27 protein-coding genes and 1 riboswitch are annotated in these 24,237 nt (G+C 58.4%); of the genes, 13 read left to right on the top strand and 14 right to left on the bottom strand.

Going from position 1 to position 24,237, the window contains the following annotated elements:
• Positions 1–118 precede the first annotated feature (118 nt).
• Entirely contained in the window at positions 119–1,594 is a 1,476-nt protein-coding gene (locus tag GOX66_RS08525) for a sulfatase family protein (protein WP_170761584.1), read from the top strand.
• Position 1,595: 1 nt separating this feature from the next.
• Here the strand turns inward: GOX66_RS08525 and GOX66_RS08520 are convergent, their stop codons facing one another.
• Complete coding sequence (locus tag GOX66_RS08520; protein ID WP_170761582.1) at positions 1,596–2,111, bottom strand: hypothetical protein; 516 nt, start codon at positions 2,109–2,111, stop codon at positions 1,596–1,598.
• 218 nt (positions 2,112–2,329) lie between these two features.
• Between GOX66_RS08520 and GOX66_RS08515 the strand changes: the two genes are divergently transcribed.
• Positions 2,330–2,809: a YHS domain-containing (seleno)protein gene (locus GOX66_RS08515; protein ID WP_170761580.1), complete on the top strand. Its 480-nt coding sequence runs from the start codon at positions 2,330–2,332 to the stop codon at positions 2,807–2,809.
• 18 nt (positions 2,810–2,827) lie between these two features.
• On the opposite strand, the gene cmk is transcribed toward GOX66_RS08515, so the two are convergent.
• The 10 genes from cmk to miaB all read right to left on the bottom strand — a co-directional run bounded on the left by cmk (position 2,828) and on the right by miaB (position 13,355).
• On the bottom strand, positions 2,828–3,445 hold the full coding sequence (cmk, locus tag GOX66_RS08510; RefSeq protein WP_170761578.1) for a (d)CMP kinase: 618 nt from the start codon (positions 3,443–3,445) through the stop codon (positions 2,828–2,830).
• Positions 3,442–4,788 carry a 3-phosphoshikimate 1-carboxyvinyltransferase gene (aroA, locus tag GOX66_RS08505; RefSeq protein WP_170761576.1) on the bottom strand — a complete coding sequence of 449 codons (1,347 nt, stop codon included), beginning with the start codon at positions 4,786–4,788 and terminating at the stop codon, positions 3,442–3,444. The genes cmk and aroA overlap by 4 nt, the downstream gene beginning before the upstream one ends.
• A gap of 68 nt (positions 4,789–4,856) precedes the next feature.
• Positions 4,857–5,567 (bottom strand): tRNA (guanosine(46)-N7)-methyltransferase TrmB, encoded by a 711-nt coding sequence (trmB, locus tag GOX66_RS08500; protein WP_170761574.1) that lies wholly within the window; start codon positions 5,565–5,567, stop codon positions 4,857–4,859.
• 102 nt (positions 5,568–5,669) lie between these two features.
• Entirely contained in the window at positions 5,670–6,851 is a 1,182-nt protein-coding gene (metK, locus tag GOX66_RS08495) for a methionine adenosyltransferase (protein ID WP_170761572.1), read from the bottom strand.
• A gap of 5 nt (positions 6,852–6,856) precedes the next feature.
• A riboswitch (SAM-SAH riboswitch) is annotated at positions 6,857–6,905 on the bottom strand.
• Positions 6,906–6,947: 42 nt separating this feature from the next.
• Positions 6,948–8,444, bottom strand: a complete 1,497-nt coding sequence (lnt, locus tag GOX66_RS08490) for an apolipoprotein N-acyltransferase (protein WP_170761570.1) — start codon at positions 8,442–8,444, stop codon at positions 6,948–6,950.
• Positions 8,441–9,331 (bottom strand): hemolysin family protein, encoded by an 891-nt coding sequence (locus GOX66_RS08485; protein WP_170761568.1) that lies wholly within the window; start codon positions 9,329–9,331, stop codon positions 8,441–8,443. Before GOX66_RS08485 ends, lnt begins: the two co-directional genes overlap by 4 nt.
• Positions 9,332–9,367: 36 nt before the next feature.
• Positions 9,368–9,862, bottom strand: coding sequence for an rRNA maturation RNase YbeY (ybeY, locus tag GOX66_RS08480; RefSeq protein ID WP_170761566.1), 495 nt, complete (start codon positions 9,860–9,862; stop codon positions 9,368–9,370).
• Positions 9,863–9,901: 39 nt separating this feature from the next.
• Positions 9,902–10,924: a PhoH family protein gene (locus GOX66_RS08475; RefSeq protein WP_170761564.1), complete on the bottom strand. Its 1,023-nt coding sequence runs from the start codon at positions 10,922–10,924 to the stop codon at positions 9,902–9,904.
• Between the two features lie 164 nt (positions 10,925–11,088).
• Entirely contained in the window at positions 11,089–11,853 is a 765-nt protein-coding gene (locus GOX66_RS08470) for an outer membrane protein (protein WP_336509460.1), read from the bottom strand.
• A gap of 182 nt (positions 11,854–12,035) precedes the next feature.
• Positions 12,036–13,355, bottom strand: a complete 1,320-nt coding sequence (gene miaB, locus GOX66_RS08465) for a tRNA (N6-isopentenyl adenosine(37)-C2)-methylthiotransferase MiaB (protein WP_170761562.1) — start codon at positions 13,353–13,355, stop codon at positions 12,036–12,038.
• 120 nt (positions 13,356–13,475) lie between these two features.
• Here miaB and GOX66_RS08460 point away from each other — a divergent pair, with 120 nt between their 5' ends.
• Positions 13,476–14,339, top strand: a complete 864-nt coding sequence (locus GOX66_RS08460; RefSeq protein ID WP_170761560.1) for a hypothetical protein — start codon at positions 13,476–13,478, stop codon at positions 14,337–14,339.
• Between the two features lie 23 nt (positions 14,340–14,362).
• On the opposite strand, the gene GOX66_RS08455 is transcribed toward GOX66_RS08460, so the two are convergent.
• Positions 14,363–15,160, bottom strand: a complete 798-nt coding sequence (locus GOX66_RS08455) for a phytanoyl-CoA dioxygenase family protein (protein WP_170761558.1) — start codon at positions 15,158–15,160, stop codon at positions 14,363–14,365.
• Between the two features lie 86 nt (positions 15,161–15,246).
• Here GOX66_RS08455 and GOX66_RS08450 point away from each other — a divergent pair, with 86 nt between their 5' ends.
• Positions 15,247–16,137 (top strand): LysR family transcriptional regulator, encoded by an 891-nt coding sequence (locus GOX66_RS08450; protein ID WP_170761556.1) that lies wholly within the window; start codon positions 15,247–15,249, stop codon positions 16,135–16,137.
• 2 nt (positions 16,138–16,139) lie between these two features.
• Here the strand turns inward: GOX66_RS08450 and irrA are convergent, their stop codons facing one another.
• On the bottom strand, positions 16,140–16,559 hold the full coding sequence (gene irrA, locus GOX66_RS08445) for an iron response transcriptional regulator IrrA (protein ID WP_170761554.1): 420 nt from the start codon (positions 16,557–16,559) through the stop codon (positions 16,140–16,142).
• 188 nt (positions 16,560–16,747) lie between these two features.
• Here irrA and fabA point away from each other — a divergent pair, with 188 nt between their 5' ends.
• From fabA to GOX66_RS08425, 4 genes are read left to right on the top strand one after another with little or no spacing between them, the layout of a single operon-like run.
• Positions 16,748–17,257, top strand: a complete 510-nt coding sequence (gene fabA / locus GOX66_RS08440) for a bifunctional 3-hydroxydecanoyl-ACP dehydratase/trans-2-decenoyl-ACP isomerase (RefSeq protein ID WP_058279458.1) — start codon at positions 16,748–16,750, stop codon at positions 17,255–17,257.
• 31 nt (positions 17,258–17,288) lie between these two features.
• On the top strand, positions 17,289–18,518 hold the full coding sequence (gene fabB, locus GOX66_RS08435; protein WP_170761552.1) for a beta-ketoacyl-ACP synthase I: 1,230 nt from the start codon (positions 17,289–17,291) through the stop codon (positions 18,516–18,518).
• Between the two features lie 5 nt (positions 18,519–18,523).
• On the top strand, positions 18,524–19,315 hold the full coding sequence (locus tag GOX66_RS08430; RefSeq protein ID WP_170761550.1) for an enoyl-ACP reductase FabI: 792 nt from the start codon (positions 18,524–18,526) through the stop codon (positions 19,313–19,315).
• A gap of 59 nt (positions 19,316–19,374) precedes the next feature.
• The gene (locus tag GOX66_RS08425; RefSeq protein ID WP_170761548.1) at positions 19,375–19,566 is read left to right on the top strand and encodes a hypothetical protein; all 192 of its coding nucleotides are present in this window, start codon (positions 19,375–19,377) and stop codon (positions 19,564–19,566) included.
• A 23-nt stretch (positions 19,567–19,589) separates the two neighbouring features.
• Here the strand turns inward: GOX66_RS08425 and GOX66_RS08420 are convergent, their stop codons facing one another.
• Positions 19,590–20,018, bottom strand: coding sequence for an FKBP-type peptidyl-prolyl cis-trans isomerase (locus GOX66_RS08420; protein ID WP_170761546.1), 429 nt, complete (start codon positions 20,016–20,018; stop codon positions 19,590–19,592).
• Between the two features lie 127 nt (positions 20,019–20,145).
• On the opposite strand from GOX66_RS08420, the gene GOX66_RS08415 reads away from it, so the two are divergent.
• From GOX66_RS08415 to GOX66_RS08395, 5 genes are read left to right on the top strand one after another with little or no spacing between them, the layout of a single operon-like run.
• Positions 20,146–20,832: a haloacid dehalogenase type II gene (locus tag GOX66_RS08415; RefSeq protein ID WP_170761544.1), complete on the top strand. Its 687-nt coding sequence runs from the start codon at positions 20,146–20,148 to the stop codon at positions 20,830–20,832.
• Positions 20,832–21,659, top strand: a complete 828-nt coding sequence (locus tag GOX66_RS08410) for an alpha/beta fold hydrolase (protein ID WP_170761542.1) — start codon at positions 20,832–20,834, stop codon at positions 21,657–21,659. The genes GOX66_RS08415 and GOX66_RS08410 overlap by 1 nt, the downstream gene beginning before the upstream one ends.
• Positions 21,656–22,630 carry a threonine ammonia-lyase gene (locus tag GOX66_RS08405; protein WP_170761540.1) on the top strand — a complete coding sequence of 325 codons (975 nt, stop codon included), beginning with the start codon at positions 21,656–21,658 and terminating at the stop codon, positions 22,628–22,630. Before GOX66_RS08410 ends, GOX66_RS08405 begins: the two co-directional genes overlap by 4 nt.
• A gap of 59 nt (positions 22,631–22,689) precedes the next feature.
• Positions 22,690–23,478 (top strand): 3-oxoadipate enol-lactonase, encoded by a 789-nt coding sequence (gene pcaD, locus GOX66_RS08400; RefSeq protein WP_170761538.1) that lies wholly within the window; start codon positions 22,690–22,692, stop codon positions 23,476–23,478.
• Positions 23,479–23,490: 12 nt separating this feature from the next.
• The gene (locus tag GOX66_RS08395) at positions 23,491–24,219 is read left to right on the top strand and encodes an alpha/beta fold hydrolase (protein ID WP_170761536.1); all 729 of its coding nucleotides are present in this window, start codon (positions 23,491–23,493) and stop codon (positions 24,217–24,219) included.
• Positions 24,220–24,237: the final 18 nt, after the last annotated feature.

Raw genomic sequence — 24,237 nt, 5'->3', positions numbered from 1 at the left:
ATAACGAGTCTGCAAGGACACCGCAAGTCAAAGACAGAAAACGACTTGCTTGTCGCGATTCAATGCCCAACGCCACAGGGAAATTGGTAAGCATGTTCGCGTGTCAAAGGAGCGGACGATGGGCGATAACTTGAACTTACTGATTATCATTTCGGATGAGCACCGCAAAGATGCGATGGGATGCGCTGGCCACCCAATCGTAAAAACGCCCAATCTGGACGCGCTGGCCGCGCGCGGCACGATGTTCGACTCAGCATATACACCCTCGCCGATGTGCGTACCTACGCGTGCTGCGCTGGCCACCGGTGACTGGGTACACAAAACCGGCAACTGGGACAGCGCGACCCCTTATGACGGCGAACCGCGCAGCTGGATGCGTCAGCTACGGGATGCCGGGCGTGAGGTTGTGTCCATCGGAAAGCTGCATTTCCGCTCTGGCAAAGATGATAACGGCTTTTCCAAAGAGATCTTGCCCATGCACGTGGTCGGGGGCGTCGGCTGGACGATCGGCTTGCTTCGGGAAAATCCACCGCCTTACGATTCAGCCGCCGAACTTGCGGGTGACGTCGGAAGCGGTAGCAGCACGTACACCGATTACGACTATGACATCACGAAGGCGACCGAGGCATGGCTGGCCGACCCTAAACGGCATGAACAGCCTTGGGCCGCCTTCGTCTCGCTCGTCAGCCCGCATTATCCGCTGACCTGCCCTGAGGAATGGTACAACCTCTACGACCCTGCGGACATGGATCTGCCCGTCGGTTATGGAGAGGGCCTTCCAGACCACGAGGAACTGCGCAATATTGGTGCCTTCTTCAATTACGAGGACTATTTCGACGAGCAAAAAATGCGCGAGGCCAAGGTTGCCTATTACGGCCTGACCTCGTTCATGGATCATTGCGTGGGTCGTGTGGTCGCCGCTCTGGATGCCAGCGGGCATCTGGACAATACCGTGATCCTCTATGTGTCGGACCATGGCGACATGATGGGGGATCAGGGATTCTGGACCAAGATGGTGATGTACGAGGCCAGCGCCGGAGTTCCGATGATCGCGGCAGGTCCGGGCGTACCTGCGGGGCACCGAGTGTCCACTTGCACCAATCTGACCGACATTGCGGCCACCGCCCGCGACGTCTGCGGCGTGTCCGATGATGAGGGCAACGCAGACCAACCCGGCCAATCCCTGCGCACCATAGCCAATGCGCCTGACGACCCGAACCGAACCGGATTCAGCGAATATCACGATGGCGGGTCAAAAACCGGCTCGTTCATGGTGCGTTGGGGCCGTTGGAAATACGTGTATTATGTCGGGCAGCCGCCACAACTTTTCGATCTGGAAAGAGACCCTCATGAGCAGGTAAACCGCGCCGTGGATGGGGTGAACGACCCCGAAATCGCCGCCGCGTTGACCGAAGGCGAACGCCGTTTGCGTGAAATCTGTGATCCGGACGCAGTCAACGCTCGCGCTTTTGCCGATCAGCGCCGCAAGATCGAAGAGCTCGGTGGGGAGGAAGCGTGCCGCACGGCGTATGTATTCAACCATACGCCAACGCCAACCGAACAAGACAAAACACGCGAAGGATCGGCGCTTTAGATCAGATTTCCTCGCCCTTTTTAAGCAGTTCCTCGATCAATTCGCGCTGCAGGTCGTTGCTGTCACCGCCCCCGTATTGCTGAGCTCCACCGGAATAGAGCGAGCCATATGTCTTGGCGATGTTCACCGTCTGCGCCAGCCCCGAGATCAACTGATCCTTCTCCAGTGGCGACAGCGGGTGAATGAAGGCAGCCCACAGTATCCCATCGGCAATGGCATAGCGCGCGTCCAGAGTGGTGTCGAAATTAGCCTGCATCATTCGGTGCAATTCTTCAGTTGTCAGCCCTTCGGCGCTGCGAATGGGGATCATTGCACGCATCCGGTCTGCATTGGTATCAGTGATCACCACAACCGAGATATCCGACACGGTCAACTGAAAGCCCGGCCCGCGTGGCTGTGCCTCGGGATCGAGCGCAAAGATAATCTTGCCCAACCGTTCGTAATCCATCGGCGGCTCGGCCTCCTGGGCTGCCAGACCTCCCGCCAGAAAAATCAGCAATAGGGCTAGTCGGATCATGGCATCTCTCCTGCAGGCTATGGCCTAACCATAGGAACCCGGCCTCACACTGACCAAACAAAGCTTAGTGAAGAGTAATTCCAGGACGCCCGTAACTTTGAACGATCTGCAAGTTTTGCCGTCCTTCCTGCGATAGCTCGTTCAAGTCGCGGTCTCTACCTTTGTTTCAGCGGTTGGCAGACAAGCCGACCCGAACCTGAACACGGAAGGAAAATGAAATGAAATCTCTGGTCCTGACCTCCCTGATCGCGACCCTGCCCCTGATCGCGGCTCCGGCCTTTGCCGCGGACGAGATCAATGTTTCGAACGGTATTTCGGCGGCGGGTGCGCCGCTGGCGGCTCATGGTGTCGATCTGGTGGCGCTCGTCAATGACGGCAATCCGGTCGATGGTTTTGCCACCCACTCCGCCACCTATGACGGCGCGTCCTATTACTTCACCAGTGCCGCAAACCGCGAAGCCTTTGAAGCCAACCCGGCTGCATTTCTGCCGCAGCACGGCGGGTTCTGTTCCTTTGGCGTGTCTGTTGGCAAGAAGTTCGACGGCGACCCGGATCAGTATCTGGTCTCGGACGGCAAGCTGTACCTGTTTCTGAACGCCGAAACCCGCGCCGCCTTTTTGAAGGACGTTGCGGCTACGGCAAAAACGGCTGACGGTCAGTGGGCAAACATCAAAAGCATCGCTGTCGGCGAGCTGTAACCTTGGCAGCCCGCGGCATTACGGTGTCGCGGGTCGTTTCTGCTCGATGACCGCCACGGCTTGTGCCAACGCCGCTTCGATGCTCAGGTCCGATGTATCCAGCAACATGGCGTCATCAGCGGGTTTCATCGGCGCGGTACTGCGTTCAGAGTCCCGCGCATCACGTTCACGAACATCCGACAGGACTTGCTCGCGCGTGACTTCAGCGCCCTTTGCGCTCAGCTCCAAAAAACGGCGCTCCGCGCGAACCTCGGCGCTGGCGGTGACAAATAGTTTAACTTCCGCCTCTGGGCAAATCACCGTCCCGATATCCCGGCCGTCCAGTACCGAGCCGCCCGCCCGACGGGCGAATGCACGCTGGAAATCCACAAGTGCTGCACGCACTTCGGGGACTACCGCGACTTTAGAGGCCGCCTGCGCAATCTCTGCCGTGCGCAGATCACCCTGCCCCAGCTCCTCGGCTGTCAGCGCCTGTGCGGCGGCAACCGGTTCCATCCCCTCCAGGGTTCGCCTACCGACGGCGCGATACAACAGCCCCGTGTCCAGATGTGCAAAACCGAAATGCGCTGCGACCCCTTTCGAGATCGTGCCCTTGCCTGCCGCCGCCGGACCGTCGATGGCAACTGTAAAGCTCATGTACGCTCGACCTTGGCGCCCAGCGCAGCCATCAGCGGCTCGAAGATCGGGAACGAGGTTGCAATCGGGTTGCCATCGTCGACGGATACCGGAGATTTAGCTCCCATCCCCATGACCATGAAAGACATGGCGATTCGGTGGTCCAAAAAGCTCTCGCAGGTGCCGCCTCCGGGGACGTTGCCGATGCCCAGTCCTTCGACCGACCACCATTCTTCGCCTTCGTCCACGGTCACGCCGTTTGCGCGCAGCCCGCGCGCCATGGCGTCGATTCGATCGCTTTCCTTGACGCGCAGTTCTTTCACGCCGGCCATCATCGTGGTTCCGGTTGCATTTGCTGCGATCACGGACAGAACTGGGTACTCGTCGATCATCGAGGCCGCGCGTTCCGGTGGCACGTTGATGCCCTTCATGTCGGGCGAGTATTTCGCGCGCAGATCAGCGACGGGTTCGCCGCCTTCTTCGCGTTCGTTTTCATAGGTCAGGTCGGCACCCATCTCGCGCAGCGTTGTGAACAGGCCCGCGCGGGTTGGGTTCAGGCCGATACCCGGCACCAGAACGTCCGAACCCGGTGTGATCAGCGCCGCACAGACGGGAAAGGCCGCGCTGGACGGATCACGGGGCACGGCAATGACTTGCGGTTTAAGTTCGGGACGGCCGGTTAGAGTGATCACCCGACCTTCATCCGTATCCTCAACGGTGATTTCGGCACCGAACCCGGCCAGCATCCGTTCGGAATGGTCGCGAGTGGCCTCATTCTCGATCACTACAGTCTTGCCCGGTGCATTCAGGCCGGCCAGCAGCACCGCGGATTTCACCTGTGCCGACGGTACTGGCACTTCGTAACGGACCGGTACGGGCTCAGCCGCACCGACGATGGTCATTGGCAAGCGCCCACCGGAACGCCCAACGGATTGTGTGCCAAACAGGGCCAGCGGATCGGTCACGCGGGCCATGGGGCGCTTGTTCAGGCTGGCATCACCGGTGAATGTCGCCGAGATTGGACAGGTCGCCATCGCCCCCATGATCAACCGGACGCCTGTACCCGAGTTTCCGCAATCGATCACCTGATCGGGTTCGGCAAATCCACCGACACCCACACCCTGCACCGTCCATTCGCCGTTGCCGTGATCCGTGACCTCAGCCCCGAAGGCCCGCATTGCCTTGGCAGTGTCCAAAACGTCCTCGCCCTCAAGCAGGCCCGAGATCCTGGTCTCACCCACCGCCATTGCGCCCAGAATCAGCGACCGGTGCGAGATCGACTTGTCGCCGGGCACCTCGGCCGTGCCGGTCAGCGGGCCGCAGGGATGTGAGGTCATCGGGATGGGCGTGCCGTGTCCGGACATGGGGGCTCCTTTTGCGCTATCAGTGCTCAAGCCGATTAGCGAATTGGGGCCGCTTGGTCCAGCCGCAATCAGTCTTTGCGCCGGAAGGTCAGGTAATGTGGCGTGCGACCTTCACGCAGAGCTTTCTGTTCATAGCGGGTAGAAATCCAGTCATCCCACGGCTCGCGCCAATCCGTTGGGCGCTTGGCCAGCCATTCGAAGCCAGCGCGCGGCACCTCTTCCAGCGTCTGGCGGACATAATCGGGAATGTCAGTGGCCACGCGGAAGATCGACCCCGGCTTCAGGACGCGGGCCAGCGGCTCCAGATGCTCCGGTGTCACAAATCGGCGTCGGTGATGCCGTGTCTTGGGCCACGGATCGGGATATAGCAGGAAGGCGCGCGAGATGCTGGCCTCGGGCAGCACGTCGAACAGATCGCGCGCATCGCCGGGATGCACCGCAAGGTTTTCGACCCCTGCTTGCCGGATTTTACCCAGCAGCATTGCAACGCCGTTGATGTAAGGCTCAGCTCCTATGATCCCGATATCAGGGTTACTTGCAGCCTGATGCACCAGATGCTCACCACCGCCAAAGCCGACCTCAAGCCAGACATCCTTGCCTCCGAACAAGGCTTTCAAGTCCAACGGATGGCGATTGGGGTTGGTTTCCCAGTCAACCGCTCCCGGCGACAGGGCGTCGAGATCTTCATTCAGATACGTCTTTTGACTCTGCTTCAGGGCCTTGCCCTTGAAGCGACCATAGAAGTTTCTGCGGGGGCGTTGTGGTGTCTGGGTGCTCATGGCGGAGCCCATACTGCGCGGGTCCCTACGTTGCAAGGGTTGCAGCACCGGCACAAGAATGAAAAAGCGCGCCGACCAGGGCGCGCTTTAGAGTGCTTTTGGTCAAACCGCCTTTTTCAACGCGTCAACCAGATCAGTACGCTCCCAGCTGAAGCCGCCGTCAGCATCCGGCTGCCGGCCAAAATGGCCATAGGCTGCGGTGCGCTGGTAGATTGGCTTGTTCAGTTCCAGATGCTGACGAATGCCACGCGGGGTCAGGTCCATCACCTGCCCGACGGCCTTTTCAATCTGGGCATCTGCTATCTGCCCAGTGCCGTGTGTGTCTGCATAGATGGATAGGGGCTTGGACACGCCAATCGCATAGCTCAGTTGAATGGTGCAACGCTCTGCCATGCCTGCGGCGACCACGTTCTTGGCCAAGTAGCGCGCGGCATAAGCCGCCGAGCGGTCAACCTTGGTTGGGTCCTTGCCCGAGAACGCGCCGCCGCCATGCGGGGCCGCGCCACCATAAGTGTCCACGATAATCTTGCGTCCGGTCAGGCCCGCATCTCCGTCCGGCCCGCCAATGACGAACTTACCGGTGGGGTTCACGTGCCACTCGGTCTCGTCTGTCAACCAGCCCTCGGGCAATGTTTCGGTGATATAGGGTTCAACAATGGCCCGAATATCTTTCGAAGTCAGTGTTTCGTCCAGGTGCTGAGTTGACAGCACGATGGAACTGACGCCGACCGGCTTGCCATCACGGTAGATCACCGACAGCTGCGACTTTGCGTCAGGACCCAAAACCGGTTCGGTGCCGTTCTTGCGCACCTCGGCCAGACGGCGCAGGATCGCGTGCGAATACTGGATTGGGGCTGGCATCAGCGCGGGCGTCTCGGTGGTTGCATAACCAAACATGATGCCCTGATCACCGGCACCCTCGTCCTTGTTTTCCGAGGCATCCACACCCTGCGCGATATGCGCGGATTGCTCGTGCAGCAGGTTCGTCACCTCGACCGTTTCGTGGTGAAACTTGTCCTGCTCGTAACCGATATCCTTGATGCAAGCGCGCGCGATCTCGTCGATGCGACCCATATAGTCGTGCAGCTTGTCCTGATCCGACAGCCCCACCTCGCCACCTATTACCACGCGGTCGGTGGTCGCGAATGTTTCGCAGGCCACGCGCGCTTCGGGCTCTTCGTTCAGGAACGCGTCAAGGACGGCGTCGGAAATCCGGTCGCAAACTTTATCCGGGTGCCCTTCGGAAACAGATTCCGAAGTGAAAGTGTATTTCTGTCGGGACATGAATGTGCTCCATTGAAATTTCCCCATCACGCCAGGAAGCCGTTGTGACAGGCATCAAGATGCATATGACGCCCAACCAGCAGGGTCAATCGGCAATTAAGTCTCAACTCTCCTGTTAACCAGCCAAAGCGGCACAAAAAGTGCCAATAGCATCAAAATCACAGGATTGTCGCCCATGGTGGCATAAAGCGTTGGTGGCAGCGGTGCCGGTAATTTTGTATCCAAGTAGCCCGCCTGCCCCAAAGGCAACGCCTTGGTAATGCGCCCATGCGGGTCGATCATCGCTGACACCCCGGTATTGGCCGACCGCATCATCGGTAGCCCCTGCTCGATCGCCCGCATCTGCGCCTGCACCAGATGCTGGTAAGGACCAGACCGGGTGCCAAACCAGGCATCGTTGGTAATTTGCAGCAAGAAGTCCGCCCGCCCCGGCGCTGACAGGACGTCTTGCGTGAACACGGCTTCGTAACAGATCAACGGCAGAGCCATACCCAGCTTTCCCGCTTCCATCAGTGCCGCCCCCGGTCCTGCGCTGAATCCATGGCCTGTGGTCGCAGCCATTCCGTAGATGCCGAACCGCGCCATCACTTCACCGAACGGAACATATTCTCCGAACGGGGCAAGGTGATGCTTGTCGTATAGGCCCTGCTGCTGACCTTTCTCGTTCAGATAGATCATCGAGTTATAAATCTGCGGACCGTCGCCCCGTTGAATACCCAGAAAAACCGGTGTTCCCTGAGCTGCGTCAGCAATTGTGTTCAAGTAGGGCTGCGCGCTGCCCAACCATGCAGGGACCGAAGTTTCGGGCCAGACAATCAGTTCAGGACGGGGTTCGGCTGCGGTGAATTCGATCTGACGGGCAAAGAACAGCGGGGCGTAATCCGGATCCCATTTCTGATGCTGCGGCGCATTCGGCTGAATTAGTCGGACGATGTGATCGGTCCAAATCACCGCAGGGCGCGATACAGCGTAGCCCAGAATCAGGCAGGCAGCACCGATGGTAAGGGCCGTTGGCAAAGCGAACCCGTTCCGCAGTGCCAGCGCAGCACCCAAGGGCAAGGTTGCCAGAAGTGTAAGTGCGCCCAAACCATAAGGCCCGAACAGCGACAAAAGCTGCCCGGCGGGCGTATCCACCCATACTTGCGCCAAGCCCGCCCAGGGGAATCCTGTCAGCACATAACCCCGGGCGCATTCCATCAGCGACACGGCCACGGCTAAAAAAATTGCCTGTGCAACCGGCCTGCCGTCAGGGCGCCTCGCGATCCAAAAAGCCAGTGCCCAGAACAAAGCCAGCCCACCCGCCATGAAATTCAAGGCAAAAGGTGCCATCCAGGCGTGCCGTTCTGCGTCAACGAGAAACGGTTCGATAATCCAGCTCAACGCGTGGGCAAAGTACCCGGTCGCAAAAGCCCAGCCAAGCCATGCAGCACGCCTGCGTGTCTCAGTCGACAAAAACAGCGGCGCCAGCAGCACCAATGCGATCAGGGTCGCCACCCAAACGCCGTAGGGTGCAAGACCAAAGGCCGCGAGGGCACCCAACAAAGCCGCCAGAGTGACTCGTAGCCAAAAAGGCCACCCCTGAGCAGGGTTCATCCAACGAGATCCGGCAACATCACGCGCAAACGCTTGATTCGTCGCGGATCGGCGTCGATCACTTCGAATTCCGGACCTTCGGGGTGCAGCACGACCTCTCCCCGCGCAGGAACCCGACCGGACAGCATGAAGACCAGGCCGCCCAGCGTGTCGATCTCTTCCTCGTCGACATCCTCGTGACTGGTCAGAGAGCGCCCGATCTCGGCTTCGAACTCCTCTAGCGGGACACGCGCCTGAACGATGTAACAGCCGGGTTTATCCTGAACCCAAAGCTGGTCCTCATCCGCGTCGTGTTCGTCGGCAATCTCTCCAACGACCTGCTCGATCAAATCCTCGATCGTGAGCAAACCATCTACACCGCCGTATTCGTCAATCACCAAGGCCATATGACGACGTTCGGTCTGCATTTTGGTCAGCAATACCCCAATTGGCATCGATGGCGGCACGAACAGCAACGTGCGCAGCATAGACACCAGATCAAAGTCCGAGGACGTTCCGTTGAACCCGTGGGTCAGCGCAAAATCCTTGAGGTGTACGAATCCCAACGGCGTGTCGAGCGTACCTTCATATACAGGTATCCGGGACAGGCCGCTTTCGCGGAACAACTGCGCCAGCTCATCCTTGCTGATGGTCGAGGGCACGGATACGATCTCGGCCGTCGGGATGGCCACATCCTCGACCCGCATCCGCCGAAGGTTAATCATGCCCCGTGGCTGATGAACCCTATCGACGTCATGTCCGTTGGCCGCGCCGACCTCATCGTCGCTCTGCGATGAGAGCGCGTCAACTATTCGAGAAAAAAAACCGGCTTTCTCTTTGGTGTTTTCACCGCCGTTCTTCGGTTGCGCGCCATGCGCCGCCATAGAACTGCCGTCTGTATCGCCCATTGTCCTGTTCCAAATAATCGGGCGCTAAGGCCCACACTACGTATTATATGGGTCATCTATACCCATTTTGCCAAGTATCTCGACCTCGACCCCTTCCATCAAAGTGGCGTCGGTGTCACGAATGTGATCGTATCCCAGCAAATGCAACACTCCGTGAATGACCAGATGCGTAACGTGATCGTCCATGGATTTGTCTGCCTCGGAAGCTTCGCGCTCACAAGTTTCATAGGATATTGCAATATCGCCCAGCGCAATTTCGCCGGTAAAATCCGGGGTTGGCTGTGCTGGTGCCTGCCCCGGGGTTTCAGCGGCCAAATCCTCGGCCGGCCAGCTGAGGACGTTTGTTGGCGAAGGTTTCTCGCGAAACTCCGCATTCAATTCGGCAATCCGCGCATCGTCGCATGCCAGCAGGCTGATCTCGCACAGATCAGCGTCCGGGCCGCAATGATCCAAGACCGCCTGAATGGCACGCGTGGCCAAGGGTTCCAGCCCCTGCCAGCGCGCATCTTCAATCGTTATTTCAAGGTTCATGCCGTCATGTCCAAAGTTCCGATGCCGGAACCCTGACGATTACCCTGTCTCACGGCCCGCGTCGGCCTCATACGCCTCGATAATGGCGGCGACAAGCGGGTGACGCACCACATCCTTCGAAGTGAAATAGTTGAAGCTGATATTCGGAATCGTCTTCAACAGCCGTTCAGCATCCTTCAGCCCGGATTGAACACCGCGCGGCAAGTCGACCTGCGAACGGTCGCCAGTGATAACCATGCGACTGCCTTCGCCAAGACGGGTCAGAAACATCTTCATCTGCATGGTGGTCGCGTTCTGCGCCTCATCCAGTACCACAAACGCGTTTGCAAGGGTGCGACCTCGCATAAACGCCAGCGGAGCGATTTCGATTCGCTTTTCCTCGATCAGCTTGGCCAGTTGCTTACCGGGCAGAAAGTCGTTCAGCGCGTCGTATAGCGGCTGCATATATGGATCGACCTTGTCTTTCATGTCGCCCGGCAGGTAGCCCAGCTTTTCGCCCGCCTCGACGGCAGGGCGGCTTAGGATAATCCGGTCCACATGGCCACCAATGAACATCGACACGCCGACAGCAACGGCTAGGTAGGTTTTACCTGTGCCAGCCGGACCAATCCCAAAGGCCAGTTCGTTGTTGAACAAGGACTGAACATAAGCCTTCTGCGCGTCCGTGCGCGGCTCGACCAGCTTTTTGCGGGTCTTGATTTCGACCGTGCCGCCCTTGAACATCTCAAGCTGATCACCGTCGCGGCTGCCGGTACCGGTTTCGGAACCACCCATTCGCAGTTCACGATCCACATCAGCGGCTTCCACGTCGCGCCCGCCTTCCAGCCGGGTATACAGCGCCTGCAGAACCTCAATTGCCTGTTTCTGGGCGTCCTCGTCGCCCATAACGACAAGCTGGTTGCCGCGTCGCACGATCTGTACAGACAGCTTTTGTTCGATTTCGGTCAGATTGCGGTCATACTCGCCGCAAAGATCAATCAACAACCGGTTGTCAGGAAATTCAACAAACGCCTCTTGCTGGGGCATTTCGTCTTGTGGCGGGGTCAGGGCACCAATGGCCAATCCGTTCTCCTGTCTGGGTGTTTTCATCCCAAGCGTAGACAACTATTCTTAGGAGGCGCAAGCCACAGTTTTAAATTTTCCGTAACAGATGGTAAAACCGCCGATGGCGTATAACACAGCGCTCAAAAATCCTAGTCTGTGCATGCACTTGCTTACTTCTGTACTTAGAATTTGTAATTCAATCCAAATCTCAGGCCACGATAGCGCGGTGTGGATTTTGTCGAGAAACCGTTGGCGAATTCCACGTTTTCCGAGTCGAACTGCACGTATTCATATTCGCCCGTGATCGACCAGTTCTCGCTTAACCTGTGTTCCGCACCAATGCTGGCCGAAAACCCGGTTCGACTGTCGCTGACTTCGAATGATTGGGGCGCAGACACCGAAGAAATACTGCTGGATGTCGTGACGTCGCCACGAACATATCCAACCGACAGGAAATACAATACTTTTCCACTTTTGTTGGTCAGCCCATTGCGAAATCGAACCGACAGCACATCGGAGACTTCCGAACTGCCATTGACAGTCACGCTTCCGATTTGAGTCGATACATCATCTTTCAGCGACCCGAAATCATACCCGAGCTCAAACCCGTAGACATAATTCCGCCCGCCTTTGGCCGGCAGAACACCGCGCCAGCCCCCCCGAATACCGCCGTAGCTGCCCTTCAGGTCCAACTCGCCGATCTCGAAAATACTTGATGGCGTCCTGAGCCCGAATCGGTCAGTGCCACCGGTTGCGTAGCCTCCGCTCAGACCCAGATAAAAAGCGCTGACATCGCTGCCGAACCGTTTCGGACTAACGACGGGAGGGTCTGAAACTCCCTGATCAAGATTGCCGGCGACCGTCGCGCTGGAAAGAACCGCAAGCACCGCCGCAGTCGGCAGGGCAAACCCGAGTTTTGGTTCAAAAAACCGTTTCAGAATCTTCACTCGTACCCTCCATCGTCCCAACCCGGTACTCGGGCCAGCACGGATCTGGACTATCGGGAATGCGGAAATCAGCCCCCGTAAAAACCTGACCCTTCTCGGAACATAGTTCCAAGTGATAAATCAAGGGTAAATTTTGGAAACAACCACCAACTATGGTATTCGTACAGCGCCCAATAACCGGATTAGACCAGTGCTCCGGCCAATGAATTGGCACCTGACGCCGTGATCAGCACGTCCCTGAGTTCACCAACCTCAACTTCTGCATCGGAAACGTGAACCGAGTGCAGGTATTCGGATTTTCCGACCATCTGCCCCGGCAGACGCCCGTTTTTTTCGAACAGAACACGGACCTTCCGCCCGACCATAGAATCCTGAATTTCCCGCTGATGCCGTGTAATCAGAGCCTGCAGGCGTTGCAGGCGATCATCCGCCGCCTTGGGATCAACCTGAGGCCGCTCGGCCGCTGGCGTGCCAGGGCGTGTCGAGTATTTGAACGAATAGGCGTAGCCGTATTTGACCTCTTCCACCAGATCCAGCGTGGCCTGAAAATCCTCTTCGGTTTCTTCCGGGAACCCGACAATAAAGTCACCGGACATCATGATATCCGGACGCGCAGCCCGGATGCGCTCGATCAGACGCAGGTAGCTTTCTGCCGTGTGGCTACGGTTCATCCGTTTCAGGATTTTGTCTGATCCGGACTGAACCGGCAGATGCAAATAGGGCATCAGTTTTTCACAGGTTCCGTGCGCCTCGATCAGGTCATCGGCCATGTCATTGGGATGCGAGGTGGTAAAACGGATACGCTCCAGCCCGTCGACCTTGTTCAGCTCCCAGATCAGGCCCGCCAGTGTCATGTCTCCGTTCGAGCCGGCACCGTGATAGGCGTTGACGTTCTGACCCAGCAGGGTGATCTCGCGCACACCGCGTTCCACAAGATCCCGCGCTTCACTCAGAATGCGATCGGCGGGGCGGCTGACCTCGGCACCGCGGGTGTAAGGCACCACGCAGAAGGCGCAGAACTTGTCGCAGCCCTCCTGAACGGTCAGAAACGCCGTCGGGCCACGCTTTGCCTTGGGGCGGTTCTTCAGTTTTTCGAATTTGTCTTCTTCAGGGAAATCCGTATCCAGCGCCTTGGCACCGTCGCGCGTCTTTGCCTCCATCTCGGGCAGACGGTGATAGCTTTGCGGGCCCACCACGAGGTCGACCAGAGGCTGACGACGCATGATCTCTTCACCCTCGGCCTGCGCGACGCACCCAGCCACGCCGATCTTGAGGTCGGGTTTTTCGGCCTTCAGCCCCTTGAACCGGCCAAGCTCGGAATAGACCTTTTCAGCGGCCTTTTCGCGGATATGGCAGGTATTCAGCAAGATCATGTCCGCATCATCGGGGCTTTGGGTTTCAACATACCCCTTACCACCCAGCGTTTCGGCCATACGCTCGCTGTCATAGACATTCATCTGACAACCATAGGTCTTGATGTACAGCTTTTTGGGTTCCGACATGGATTTGGCCTTTGCGCTCGCGGGATCGGCGTCATCTATACCCTACGAACGCCGCTTGCAATGCCGTGGCGATTACCCGATTTTGGCCGGAGATTCCAGCAAAGTGGAACCGGACAACCGATGCAGTACGACTCCCTCGACGATTTTCTCAGCTCAGGCAAAGCTGCCCTTGCCAAGGGGCCGGTCGCCCTGGTGTTCATCGAAGATGATGTCGAGGTCGACAGCACCATCCGGCACCATTTGAATCTGGGTTTCCAATCCCTGATCGCCTTCATGCCACAGGATTTCGCGTTAAACCCGGATCTCACCGAGCGCATCCACCGCGTCGCTCTGAGCTGCGCGCCCCGAAACGTGGTTTTCGACACGATCAACAAGATCATTCAGGCCGCGTCCGGCATCTGGATGTACTACTGCTACAACGCCGAATACCTGTTCTTTCCGTTTTGTGAGACACGCACGATCGGCGAATTGCTGGCCTTCCACGCTGAAGAGCGTCGGGACGCGATGCTCAACCACGTTGTCGACCTTTATGCCGATGATCTGAATGCTTTCCCAAACGGAGTCGCACCGGATCGCGCGATGTTGGACAGCACGGGCTATTATGCTCACACCCGCCACGACGCCGACGGTCATCCTGCCGACCGCCAGTTGGACATGTCCGGCGGACTGCGCTGGAGGTTCGAGGATCACATCCCCTATGAACGTCGCCGTATAGACCGAATTGCCTTGTTCAAGTCCCGTAAGGATCTGAAGTTATTACCGGAACACACGTTTAATGATCCGGAATACAACACCTATTCCTGCCCCTGGCACCACAACATGACGGCCGCGATCTGCTCATTCCGCGCCGCCAAGGCACTGAAAAGAAACGCCGGGTCCACGTTCGACATCCCTACATTCCGCTGGCGCAACTCGGTTCAGTTTGAGTGGACGTCCAACCAGCTGCTGGATCTGGGGTTGATCGAATCGGGCCAGTGGTTCTGACCCGGTTCTGACACCTGCCGGTTCTAGCGTTGCAGCAGCACCGGGAACCAGTCTTCGCGCAGACGCTGGCCGGGGGTCATTTCGTGGCCCGGAAACGGAGGCGAGGTCCGGCCCGGACGCTCTACATAGCGCGCATCGTCGCCGACCAGACGCAGCGAGAATGCGCGACGGCGACGGTCTGAATGGTTTCCCCGGGCGCCGTGCAATGTACGATAGTTAAAGGCGACCGCGTCACCTGGCTCCATCTCGAATTCAACAACTTTCATGCCTTCGGCATCCGGGTCGGGGACGGGGATGTACTGGCCTTCGTCTGCGAAGAAGCCTTCTTCTGACACCCAGCGCGTCGGCAGCACTTCTTTTTCCCACTGGTGCGACCCCGCCACGCAACGCAGAGTCGCCTGTTTGACTGCGTCCAGCGTCGACCAGAAGCTTATGGTCTGTTGTCCTTCGACAAAATAATACGGCCCGTCCTGATGCCACGGGGTCGCCATCGATGTACCCGGTTCCTTGACCAGAACGTGGTCGTGGAACATCTGCACGGTCCGCGACTGCATCAGGTCCGCAGCCACTTCAGCCGCAGGAGAGGTCTCAATCACTTCGCGGAACTGATCGATCCGCGACCAGTTGCAGTAATCGTCGAAGAACAGCCCGGTTTCGCCCTGTTTCTTGTTCTCGGATGCGTAAGGCCCCGGGTCCGCCATATTCGCGGCAACACCGTCGCGCAGAGCCTCAACATGATCGGCAAACAACCCCTTGATCAGAACAACTCCGTCTTCCTGATAGGTGTCGATCATTTCTTGTGTAACCAGAGGGTGCGTCATGTCTGTCTCCGTGCCAGTGGTGCGCTGATCTGCGCATGGGTTAGCCCTCTGTTCAAATCATATCTTTCAAATGTACACTTAACTTCATGTTATATATCTCCCTGCGCCAGTACGAATATGTTTGTGCCATTGGCCGGCACGGCAGCCTTTCCGCCGCCGCACAACACCTTCATGTTTCGCAACCTGCGCTATCCAATGCCCTGACTCGGGTTGAGGAACAGTTAGGCCATCCTTTGTTCGCCAGAAAACGCGGGTCCGCGATGGCTCTGACGCCACAAGGACGTAGCTTTATAGAAGACGCAGAATCACTGCTGGCAAGCGCCGCGCGACTAGAAAATGCCACCGACTCAGGGTCTGCCAAAACGACACTTCGCCTGGGCTGTTTCGTCGATCTTGCCCCATTTCTGCTAGCACGGGCTTTGCGTCATTTGCGCGATGCAATGCCGGATGTCGCGGTGTCCTACAGGGTGGACGATTTCCAAGGCCTGATCTCTGGCCTGATCGACGGGCGGATTGATCTGGCGCTAACCTACGGTCTGAGCATGGATGCGACGTTCACCCGGCGCACACTTTTCACGCGCACCCCAAACGCCATCATGTCGCCTGATCACGCATTGGCGGTTCGGGACAATGTAACACTGCAGGATCTGGCCGCTCATCCCCTTATCCTATCCAACGAGGGACTTTCGGCGCAGCATGTTCTGGGCTTGTTTCGACAGATTGGCCAAAGCCCGAACGTTGCCCACCGGGCAACCTCGCTTGAAATCCAGCGCAGCCTTGCGGCGCATCAGGAAGGGGTTGCGATCAGCTACGCTACCCCACCGGCTAATATCAGCTATGACGGAATGCCGCTGGTTACCCGGCCTGTGTCGGATCAGATCGCTGCGGAACCTGTGGTACTGGCGCGGCACGGAACAGGGCCAGCAGACCCGCAAACAGCCGCTGCAGAAAGCGCATTATTTGAACTATTGGCGTAAAGTTACTTCGTTTTCCGAAGGCGGATCACAACATCGACCGATGCAATCTCGACCCCTTCGGGTGCGTCGGGAAGGCGTTGAATCACCAGCTCCTCGGACGGCGCATCGCTCAGGCGGCCCTCATCCTCCCAAAAGAAATGGGGGTGATCATATGTGTTGGTATCGAAATAGCTTTTCGATCCGTCCACGGTGATTTCCTGAAGAACCCCGGCATCGCAGAAAGCGCGTAACGTATTGTAAACGGTCGCTAAAGAAACAGCGTCCCCGTTCTTTTTAGCCGCATCAAACAGGCTTTCCGCCGTGACATGGCGGTGCTGTCCGTCGCCAACCAGCAGTTCGGCCAGGGCCACCCGCTGACGCGTCGGACGCAATCCGGCATGAACCAACCAATTCGTGGCTATGTTCTGGCTCTGAGGTGTCATGAATCCGATACCTGATAGTTGCTGAAGTACATATAAGTGCTCTGGCCGGGTAATTTCAAATGAAATTCATTCGCAAAGAATGGTCTGAACACAACATGATGTGGGCGACCGCTCTTGCAGGACCTTGCATACGGGTGCTAGGTGAGGCCAGATTAGATAAACGGACCCCTGGCAGGAGAGGCGGCAGAATGGCCCAATTCCCGAGCAGCTTTGACAAGGACGATCTGCTGAAATGCGCCCGTGGCGAATTATTCGGCCCCGGCAACGCGCAGCTGCCTGCCCCGCCGATGCTGATGATGGACCGGATCACCGACATCTCGGCCGATGGAGGCGCGCACGGCAAAGGCCATATACTGGCAGAATTCGATATCACTCCTGACCTTTGGTTCTTTGATTGTCACTTCCCCGGCAACCCGATCATGCCCGGCTGTCTCGGGCTGGACGGTCTGTGGCAGCTGACCGGCTTTAACCTTGGCTGGCGCGGCTGGCAGGGTCGCGGGATGGCTGTGGGCGTGGGTGAGGTCAAGCTGACCGGCATGGTACGCCCGGACCGCAAGATGCTGACTTACAAAATTGATTTCAAAAAAGCGATCCAGACCCGCCGCCTGACCATGGGTGTGGCGGATGGTATCGTCGAAGCGGACGGTGAAATGATTTACGACGTCAAAGACATGAAAGTCGTTCTGTCCGAAGCCTGAGCCTGACCGGCCTGAAATAAGGAGCACGCACATGCGTCGAGTAGTTGTCACCGGCTTGGGGGTCGTCTCCTCCATCGGGAACAATGCCGAAGAGGTTCTGGCCTCACTCAAAGCTGGCAAGTCCGGCATCGAGGCCAACGAGCAGATGGTCGAGCATGGCTTTCGCAGCCAGATTGCCGGGACGCTCAAGATCGACGTGGCAGAACATGTGGACAAGCGCACCCTGCGCTTCATGGGTCCTGGCGCGGCCTATGCCCATATCGCGATGAGCCAGGCTATTGCCGATGCGGGTCTGACCGAGGATCAGGTTGTGAACCCGCGCACCGGCCTTGTAGCGGGATCCGGAGGGCCATCCACCAGCGCGATGCTGACAGCACATCAGACAGTGCTGAAAAACGGCGCAACCAAACGGATCGGTCCCTTTGCGGTGCCAAAATGCATGTGCTCGACAATTTCCGCCAATCTTGCCACGGCGTTCAAGATCAAGGGCATCAACTACTCGATCACGTCGGCCTGCTCGACCTCACTGCACTGTATCGGCAACGCGGCCGAACAGATCATGATGGGCAAACAGGACGTCATGTTTGCCGGCGGGGGCGAAGAGCTGGACTGGACCCTGTCCTGCCTGTTCGACGCGATGGGTGCGATGTCGTCGAAATACAACGACACGCCTAAGAAAGCCTCGCGCGCGTTTGATCAGGACCGCGATGGTTTCGTAATCTCAGGCGGCGGCGGCATTGTCGTGCTTGAGGACCTGGACCATGCGCTGGCACGCGGTGCCAAGATTTACGCCGAAGTTACCGGTTTTGCCGCCACATCGGACGGCCACGACATGGTGGCCCCGTCGGGAGAAGGCGGCGAGCGCGCGATGCGTCTGGCCCTGTCCACGCTGCCCGAAGGGCGCAAAGTCGGTTACATCAACGCCCACGGCACCTCTACCCCTGTCGGTGACGTAGGTGAAGTAGAAGCCGTTCGTCGTATTTTCGGTGAGGGTACCGTGCCGCCAATCTCATCGACCAAATCGATGACAGGCCACGCACAGGGCGCGGCCGGTGCGCTTGAGGCAATCTTCTGCCTGCTAATGTTGCACCATGATTTCATTACGCCGTCGATTAACGTCGACACACTTGCCGAAGGCATCCTGCCCGGTGAAATTGCAACTCAAGTGGTTGAAAATGCAGGCTTGGACAGTGTCATGACCAACAGCTTCGGCTTTGGCGGCACAAACGGGTCCATGGTTCTGTCCAAGTATAACGGGTGAAAAAGATGTCGGATCAATTGAAAGGCAAACGCGGCCTGATCATGGGCGTGGCCAATGACCGCTCGATTGCATGGGGCATTGCCAAAGCCATGCACGAAGCCGGTGCAGAACTTGCTTTCACCTATCAGGGCGAGGCATTTGGCAAACGGCTGGAACCGCTGGCCCAAAGTCTCGGCAGTGATTTCATGGTCGATGCGGATGTCACAGACGACGCTTCGCTGGACCGCGCGTTTGAGGAACTGGGCGCGCGCTGGCCGACGATTGATTTCGTAGTCCACGCGATTGCCTATTCGGACAAGTCCGAACTGACAGGTCGCTTCCTGAACACCACCCGGGCGAACTTCAAGCATTCGATGGACGTATCGGCCTATTCCTTTATCGAGGTCGCCCGTCGCGCCTATCCGCTGATGAAGGACAATGGCGGCACACTGCTGACCCTGACCTATCAGGGATCGAACCGGGTCGTACCAAACTACAATGTCATGGGTGTGGCAAAGGCGGCACTGGAATCTGCCACGCGCTATTTGGCCAACGATCTTGGTCCAGAAGGCATCCGCGTCAACGCCATCTCGCCCGGACCGATGAAAACGCTCGCAGGGGCTGCCATTGGCGGCGCGCGCAAGACTTACAAGTTCTGCGACCAGAATGCGCCCATGCGCTCGAATGCGACGCTGGAAGCCGTTGGCGGGACGGCCGTATACCTTGCCTCGGATGCCGGTGCCTGCACCTCGGGTGAGATCATCAAGGTCGATGGTGGCTTCCACGTTCTGGGAATGCCGCAGCCTGACTTCATGTGACCCGAACTTTCCCCGCCGGTGCCAAGATTTTACCATCTTTCACCGGCAGGGATATCGGCATGAGCAAAGCAGACCAAATAATCGCAAGTAACGCGCGGGGTTCACGCTCGCGGCGCAAGTCCGGCTTTTTGGGCCAGCGTGGCCGTGTCGCGTTGCTGACCCTGACCATGTTGCTGATGCTGTTTGTGTTTTTCACACAACCAGATGTGCGCGCAGCCTTCGAATCCTGGGCCAGCCTGATAACAGGCTGACCCGACGCTCTTGTTCAGAGCAGTCAGTTGACCGAGACGACCTCAATCTCAAATACCAGATCCTGACCAGCCAGCGGGTGGTTTGCATCCAGCGTGACCGTCGCTTCGTTCACCTCGACCACCGTCACAGGTAAGGCCTGCCCGTCTGGCGTCTGCATTTGCAATTGGGTGCCAGGGTCCAGAGGGATGTCGTCCGGGATACCCTCGCGGGGAATCTCCTGACGCATCGCCGGGTTGATTGGACCATAGGCTTCGACGCAGGTAATCTCGACGCGCTTTTTCTCACCCACCGTCAGGCCCGTCATCGCCGAATCCAATCCGGGAATGATCTGGCCGGAACCGACCACGAACTCCAGCGGGTCGCGTCCCTCGGAACTGTCGAACACATTCCCGTCCAGCAGCGTTCCGGTGTAATGGATGCGAACTGTGTCGCCTTGTTTGATTGCGGTCATGGGTGGCCTCCGGCCGTTGAGAAATTGAACGGCCAAGCCTAGGGTGTAACACGGTATTGTAAACCCTTGCCTCTTTTGCCGCACACACTGTTGTGCCAACCTGCGCCCGACCGATGGAGGGGAAATGATGCCAATCACAACATGCGTTTTCGATGCCTATGGCACGCTGTTCGATGTCGCCGCCGCTGCGCGTCAAGCCGCGGCAGAGCCGGGTTTTGAGGCTTTGCAGCATAAGTGGCCGGATCTGGCCAAACATTGGCGCCTGAAGCAACTGCAATACACCTGGCTGCGCGCGATCACCGACGCCCACACCGATTTCTGGGATGTAACGCAAGATGGTCTGGACTGGGCGCTTGAGGCCACCGGCTTGCAGGGCGACGCGACCCTGCGTCAGCGTCTGCTGGACTTGTATTGGGAGCTTCAGGCCTATGCCGAGGTCCCCGAGATGCTGGCGGCGCTAAAGGCAGGGGGACTGCAAACCGCTATTCTTTCAAACGGATCGCCACCAATGCTGGATGGCGCGGTGCAATCGGCAGGCATCGGTGCTGTTCTGGATGACGTCCTTTCGGTCGAAACCGTCGGCGTCTTCAAACCCCATCCCTACGTCTACGATCTGGTGCAGCAACGATTTGGCTGCCCCCGGGACGAGGTTCTGTTCGTCAGCTCAAACGGATGGGATGCAGCCGGGGCCAGCGGCTATGGATTCGTCTCAGCCTGGGTCAATCGGGCGGGCGAGCCGATGGACCGCTTGCCATGGAAGCCGGCACATGTACTGTCCGACCTCACAACCATCCCTCAAATGGCTGGACTTTAATGGCTTTTTTCACCACATCCGATAACAGGAACATCTACTTCGAAGACACTGAAACCGGAGTCCCCGTGCTGTGTCTTGCCGGGCTGACTCGCAACAGCCGGGATTTCTCATTCCTGACACCGCATGTCACAGGTCTGCGCCTGATCACGATGGATTACCGGGGGCGCGGAAAGTCTGATTATGACCCGGACTATTTGAACTACAACGTCCTCCGCGAATCCCAAGATGCGATCGAGCTGCTGGATCATCTGGGACTGGATCGCGTGGTGGTCCTGGGCACGTCGCGCGGCGGTCTGATCGCCATGGCACTTGCAGGCAGCCACCCCGAGCGGCTGTCCGGCGTGATTCTGAATGATGTCGGTCCGGTGGTTGAACCAGCAGGCATTGCCAAGATCATGGACTATGTAGGCAAGCAGCCGGTCTCAAAAACCTATGACGACGCGGCCAAAGCTCTGCAACACCTGATGGAGCCCCAATTCCCGGGTGTTACTCTAGACCGTTGGCGGCAACAGGCGGAAATCCAGTACGATCAGACGGCTGAGGGTCTGACGCTGCGCTATGATCCGGCCTTGCGCACGTCACTGCTGGAACAAGCTGCGGTTGGTTCAGCAACGGACTTATGGGCATTCTTCGAAGCTCTGCGCGACATCCCGACCGGCGCTATTCGGGGCGAGAATTCGGATATTCTTGGCAAAGAAACGCTGATCGAAATGCATAACCGCCATCCCGGCCTTATGTCTGCAGAAGTTCCGGATCGTGGGCATGTTCCTTTTCTGGACGAACCGCAGTCGCTCGACCTCATTCGCAAGGTATTGGACGCCGTATGAGTACATTGGACAGGATCGAAGCCGCCGCCGGGCGGTTGAAGGGCTATGTTCGGGAAACGCCCCTTCTGTCTTCTCCGTTTCTGGATGAACTGGCGGGGCGGCGGGTACTGGTCAAACCGGAATGCCTGCAACACACCGGCAGCTTCAAGATTCGCGGGGCGTGGTCGGCGATTTCGGCGCTCAGCGAAGCGGACCGACAGCGGGGCGTGATCGCCTATTCCTCGGGCAACCATGCGCAAGGCGTGGCCTATGGCGCCGCACAACACGGGGTCTCCTCAGTCATCGTCATGCCATCGGACGCGCCGCAATTAAAGATCGACAACACGCGTGCGCTTGGGGGTGAAGTTGTCCTTTACGACCGCGCGAATGAAAGCCGGGAAGAGATCGGCCAGGCGTTGGCGGCGGAGCGTGGCCTGACCCTGATCCGACCCTATGATGAGCCGCAGGTGATCGCAGGCCAAGGCACCACTGGGCTGGAAATCGCGCGACAAGCGGCCGAGATGGGCGTCGATCAAGCTGATGTTCTGGTCTGTTGCGGTGGCGGTGGATTGACCTCGGGGATTGCACTGGCGCTGGAGGGGCACGCGCCTGGCCTGCGTGCCCGCCCATGCGAACCTGAAGGGTTCGATGACGTGAAGCGGTCCCTTGCTGCGGGCCGGATTCTGAACAACAACGCCGCCGCAGGCAATATCTGTGATGCGATCCTGACGCCTCAGCCTGGAGAAATCACCTTCCCGATCCTACGCCGTCTGTGTGGGCCTGGCTTGTCGGTCACTGAAGAAGAGGCGATGCACGCCATGGCACAGGCCTTCCTGCGCCTGAAAATCGTGCTGGAACCGGGCGGAGCGGTATCTCTTGCCTCGGCTCTTTTTCGAAGGGATGAAATCGAAGGCGATGTGGTGATCGTTGTGGCATCTGGGGGAAACGCTGACCCGGAAGTCTTTGGAAAAGCGCTGGAATTCCTGACCTGACAATACTTATGAGTTGGGTCAGATTGATACTTTGACGTGTGACGACAGGGGATTGTGTCATGCAAATCGCGGACCTTGGGGACATAAAGCTACATTACCGGATCGACGGTGATCCGAATGGTGCGCCGATTGTCTTTGCCAACTCACTGGGCACCGATCTGCGCCTTTGGGACGCGGTGTTGCCCCATCTTCCGGCAGGGTTACTGGCCATCCGCTATGACAAGCGGGGACATGGCCTGTCGTCGCAGCCCCAGGCCCCCTATTCAATGGGCGCGCTGATCCGTGATGCCGAGGCTCTGCTGGATTACCTGGGGGTGCGGGACAGTGTCTTTGTCGGCCTCTCGATTGGCGGCCTGATCGCGCAGGGGCTGGCTGTCAAACGCATGGATCAGGTGCGGGGGCTGGTACTGTCAAACACGGCCGCCAAGATTGGCACGCCGTCGATCTGGAAAGATCGGATGAACGCAGTACGTAAAGGCGGCATCGATGCGCTGGCCGATGCGACCATGGATCGGTGGTTTTCCCGTGACTTCCGCGCGTCCCCAGATTATTTGCTATGGCGCAATATGATGGTCCGGCAACCGGTAGAGGGGTACCTGGGGTGCTGCGCTGCTATCTCGGGCACGGATTTCTATACCCCGACCAGCGGCCTTCGTCTGCCGACACTGGGCATTGCGGGTAGCGAGGACGGCTCGACGCCGCCGGATCTGGTGCGCGAAACGATCGAGTTGATCCCCGGTGCGCGGTTTGAGCTGATGCGCCGGGCTGGTCATCTGCCCTGCGTTGAACAACCGGCGGAATACGCGGCCCTGCTGCGTGGCTTTCTGGCCGATATCGGACATATTTGAAGGAGCAAGAAATTGGCAGATTTCCTGTTGGTCCATGGGTCCTGTCACGGTGCCTGGTGCTGGCGCGACCTGATCCCGGCACTTGAGGCTGTTGGCCATACCGTGCGCGCCATTGATCTGCCGAGCCATGGTTCTGACCCTACGCCGATTACGGATGTCACGTTGGACAGCTGTCGTGATGCAGTGCTGGCGGCGACTTCGCGTCAGACGATTATCGTCGGTCATTCCTGGGGCGGTTTCCCAATCAGTGCTGCCGCCGAGGCAAACCCAGAGGCAACGCGCGCGCTCATTTTCCTATGCGCCTATGTTCCGCAGGACGGGCTGTCCATGGCTGAGATGCGCAGGCAGGCACCACGGCAGATGATCGTGGACGCGATCGATAAATCCACCGACGGCCTGTCCTACACAGTCAGGCCGGACAAAGTGCAAGATTTGTTCTACCACGATTGCCCACCTGAAACCGTGCCCTACGCCTTCGCGCGCCTGTGCCCGCAGGCCATCGCCCCGCAAGAGACGCCGCTGCCTGTGACCGAACGTTTCGCGCGCGTTCCCAAAGCGTATATCCGCGCCACGGACGACCGGACGATCCCACCTGAGTATGAGGAGCAGATGAGCCACATCGCCCCAGAGGGGTTGCGGCGAACAATCGACAGCTCTCACTCACCGTTTTTTGCGCAGCCCCGACATCTGGCTGGAATCCTGAACGACCTCGAACAGAAACTGCCACCTCACGCAGAGTAAGCTCAGACGAGCGGCCCT

The organism is Ruegeria lacuscaerulensis, assembly GCF_013031245.1.
In the GTDB taxonomy this organism is placed as follows: domain Bacteria; phylum Pseudomonadota; class Alphaproteobacteria; order Rhodobacterales; family Rhodobacteraceae; genus Ruegeria; species Ruegeria lacuscaerulensis_C.
The sequence above is the reverse complement of the archived record's forward strand: the minus strand, read 5'-3'. Positions and strand labels throughout refer to the sequence as shown.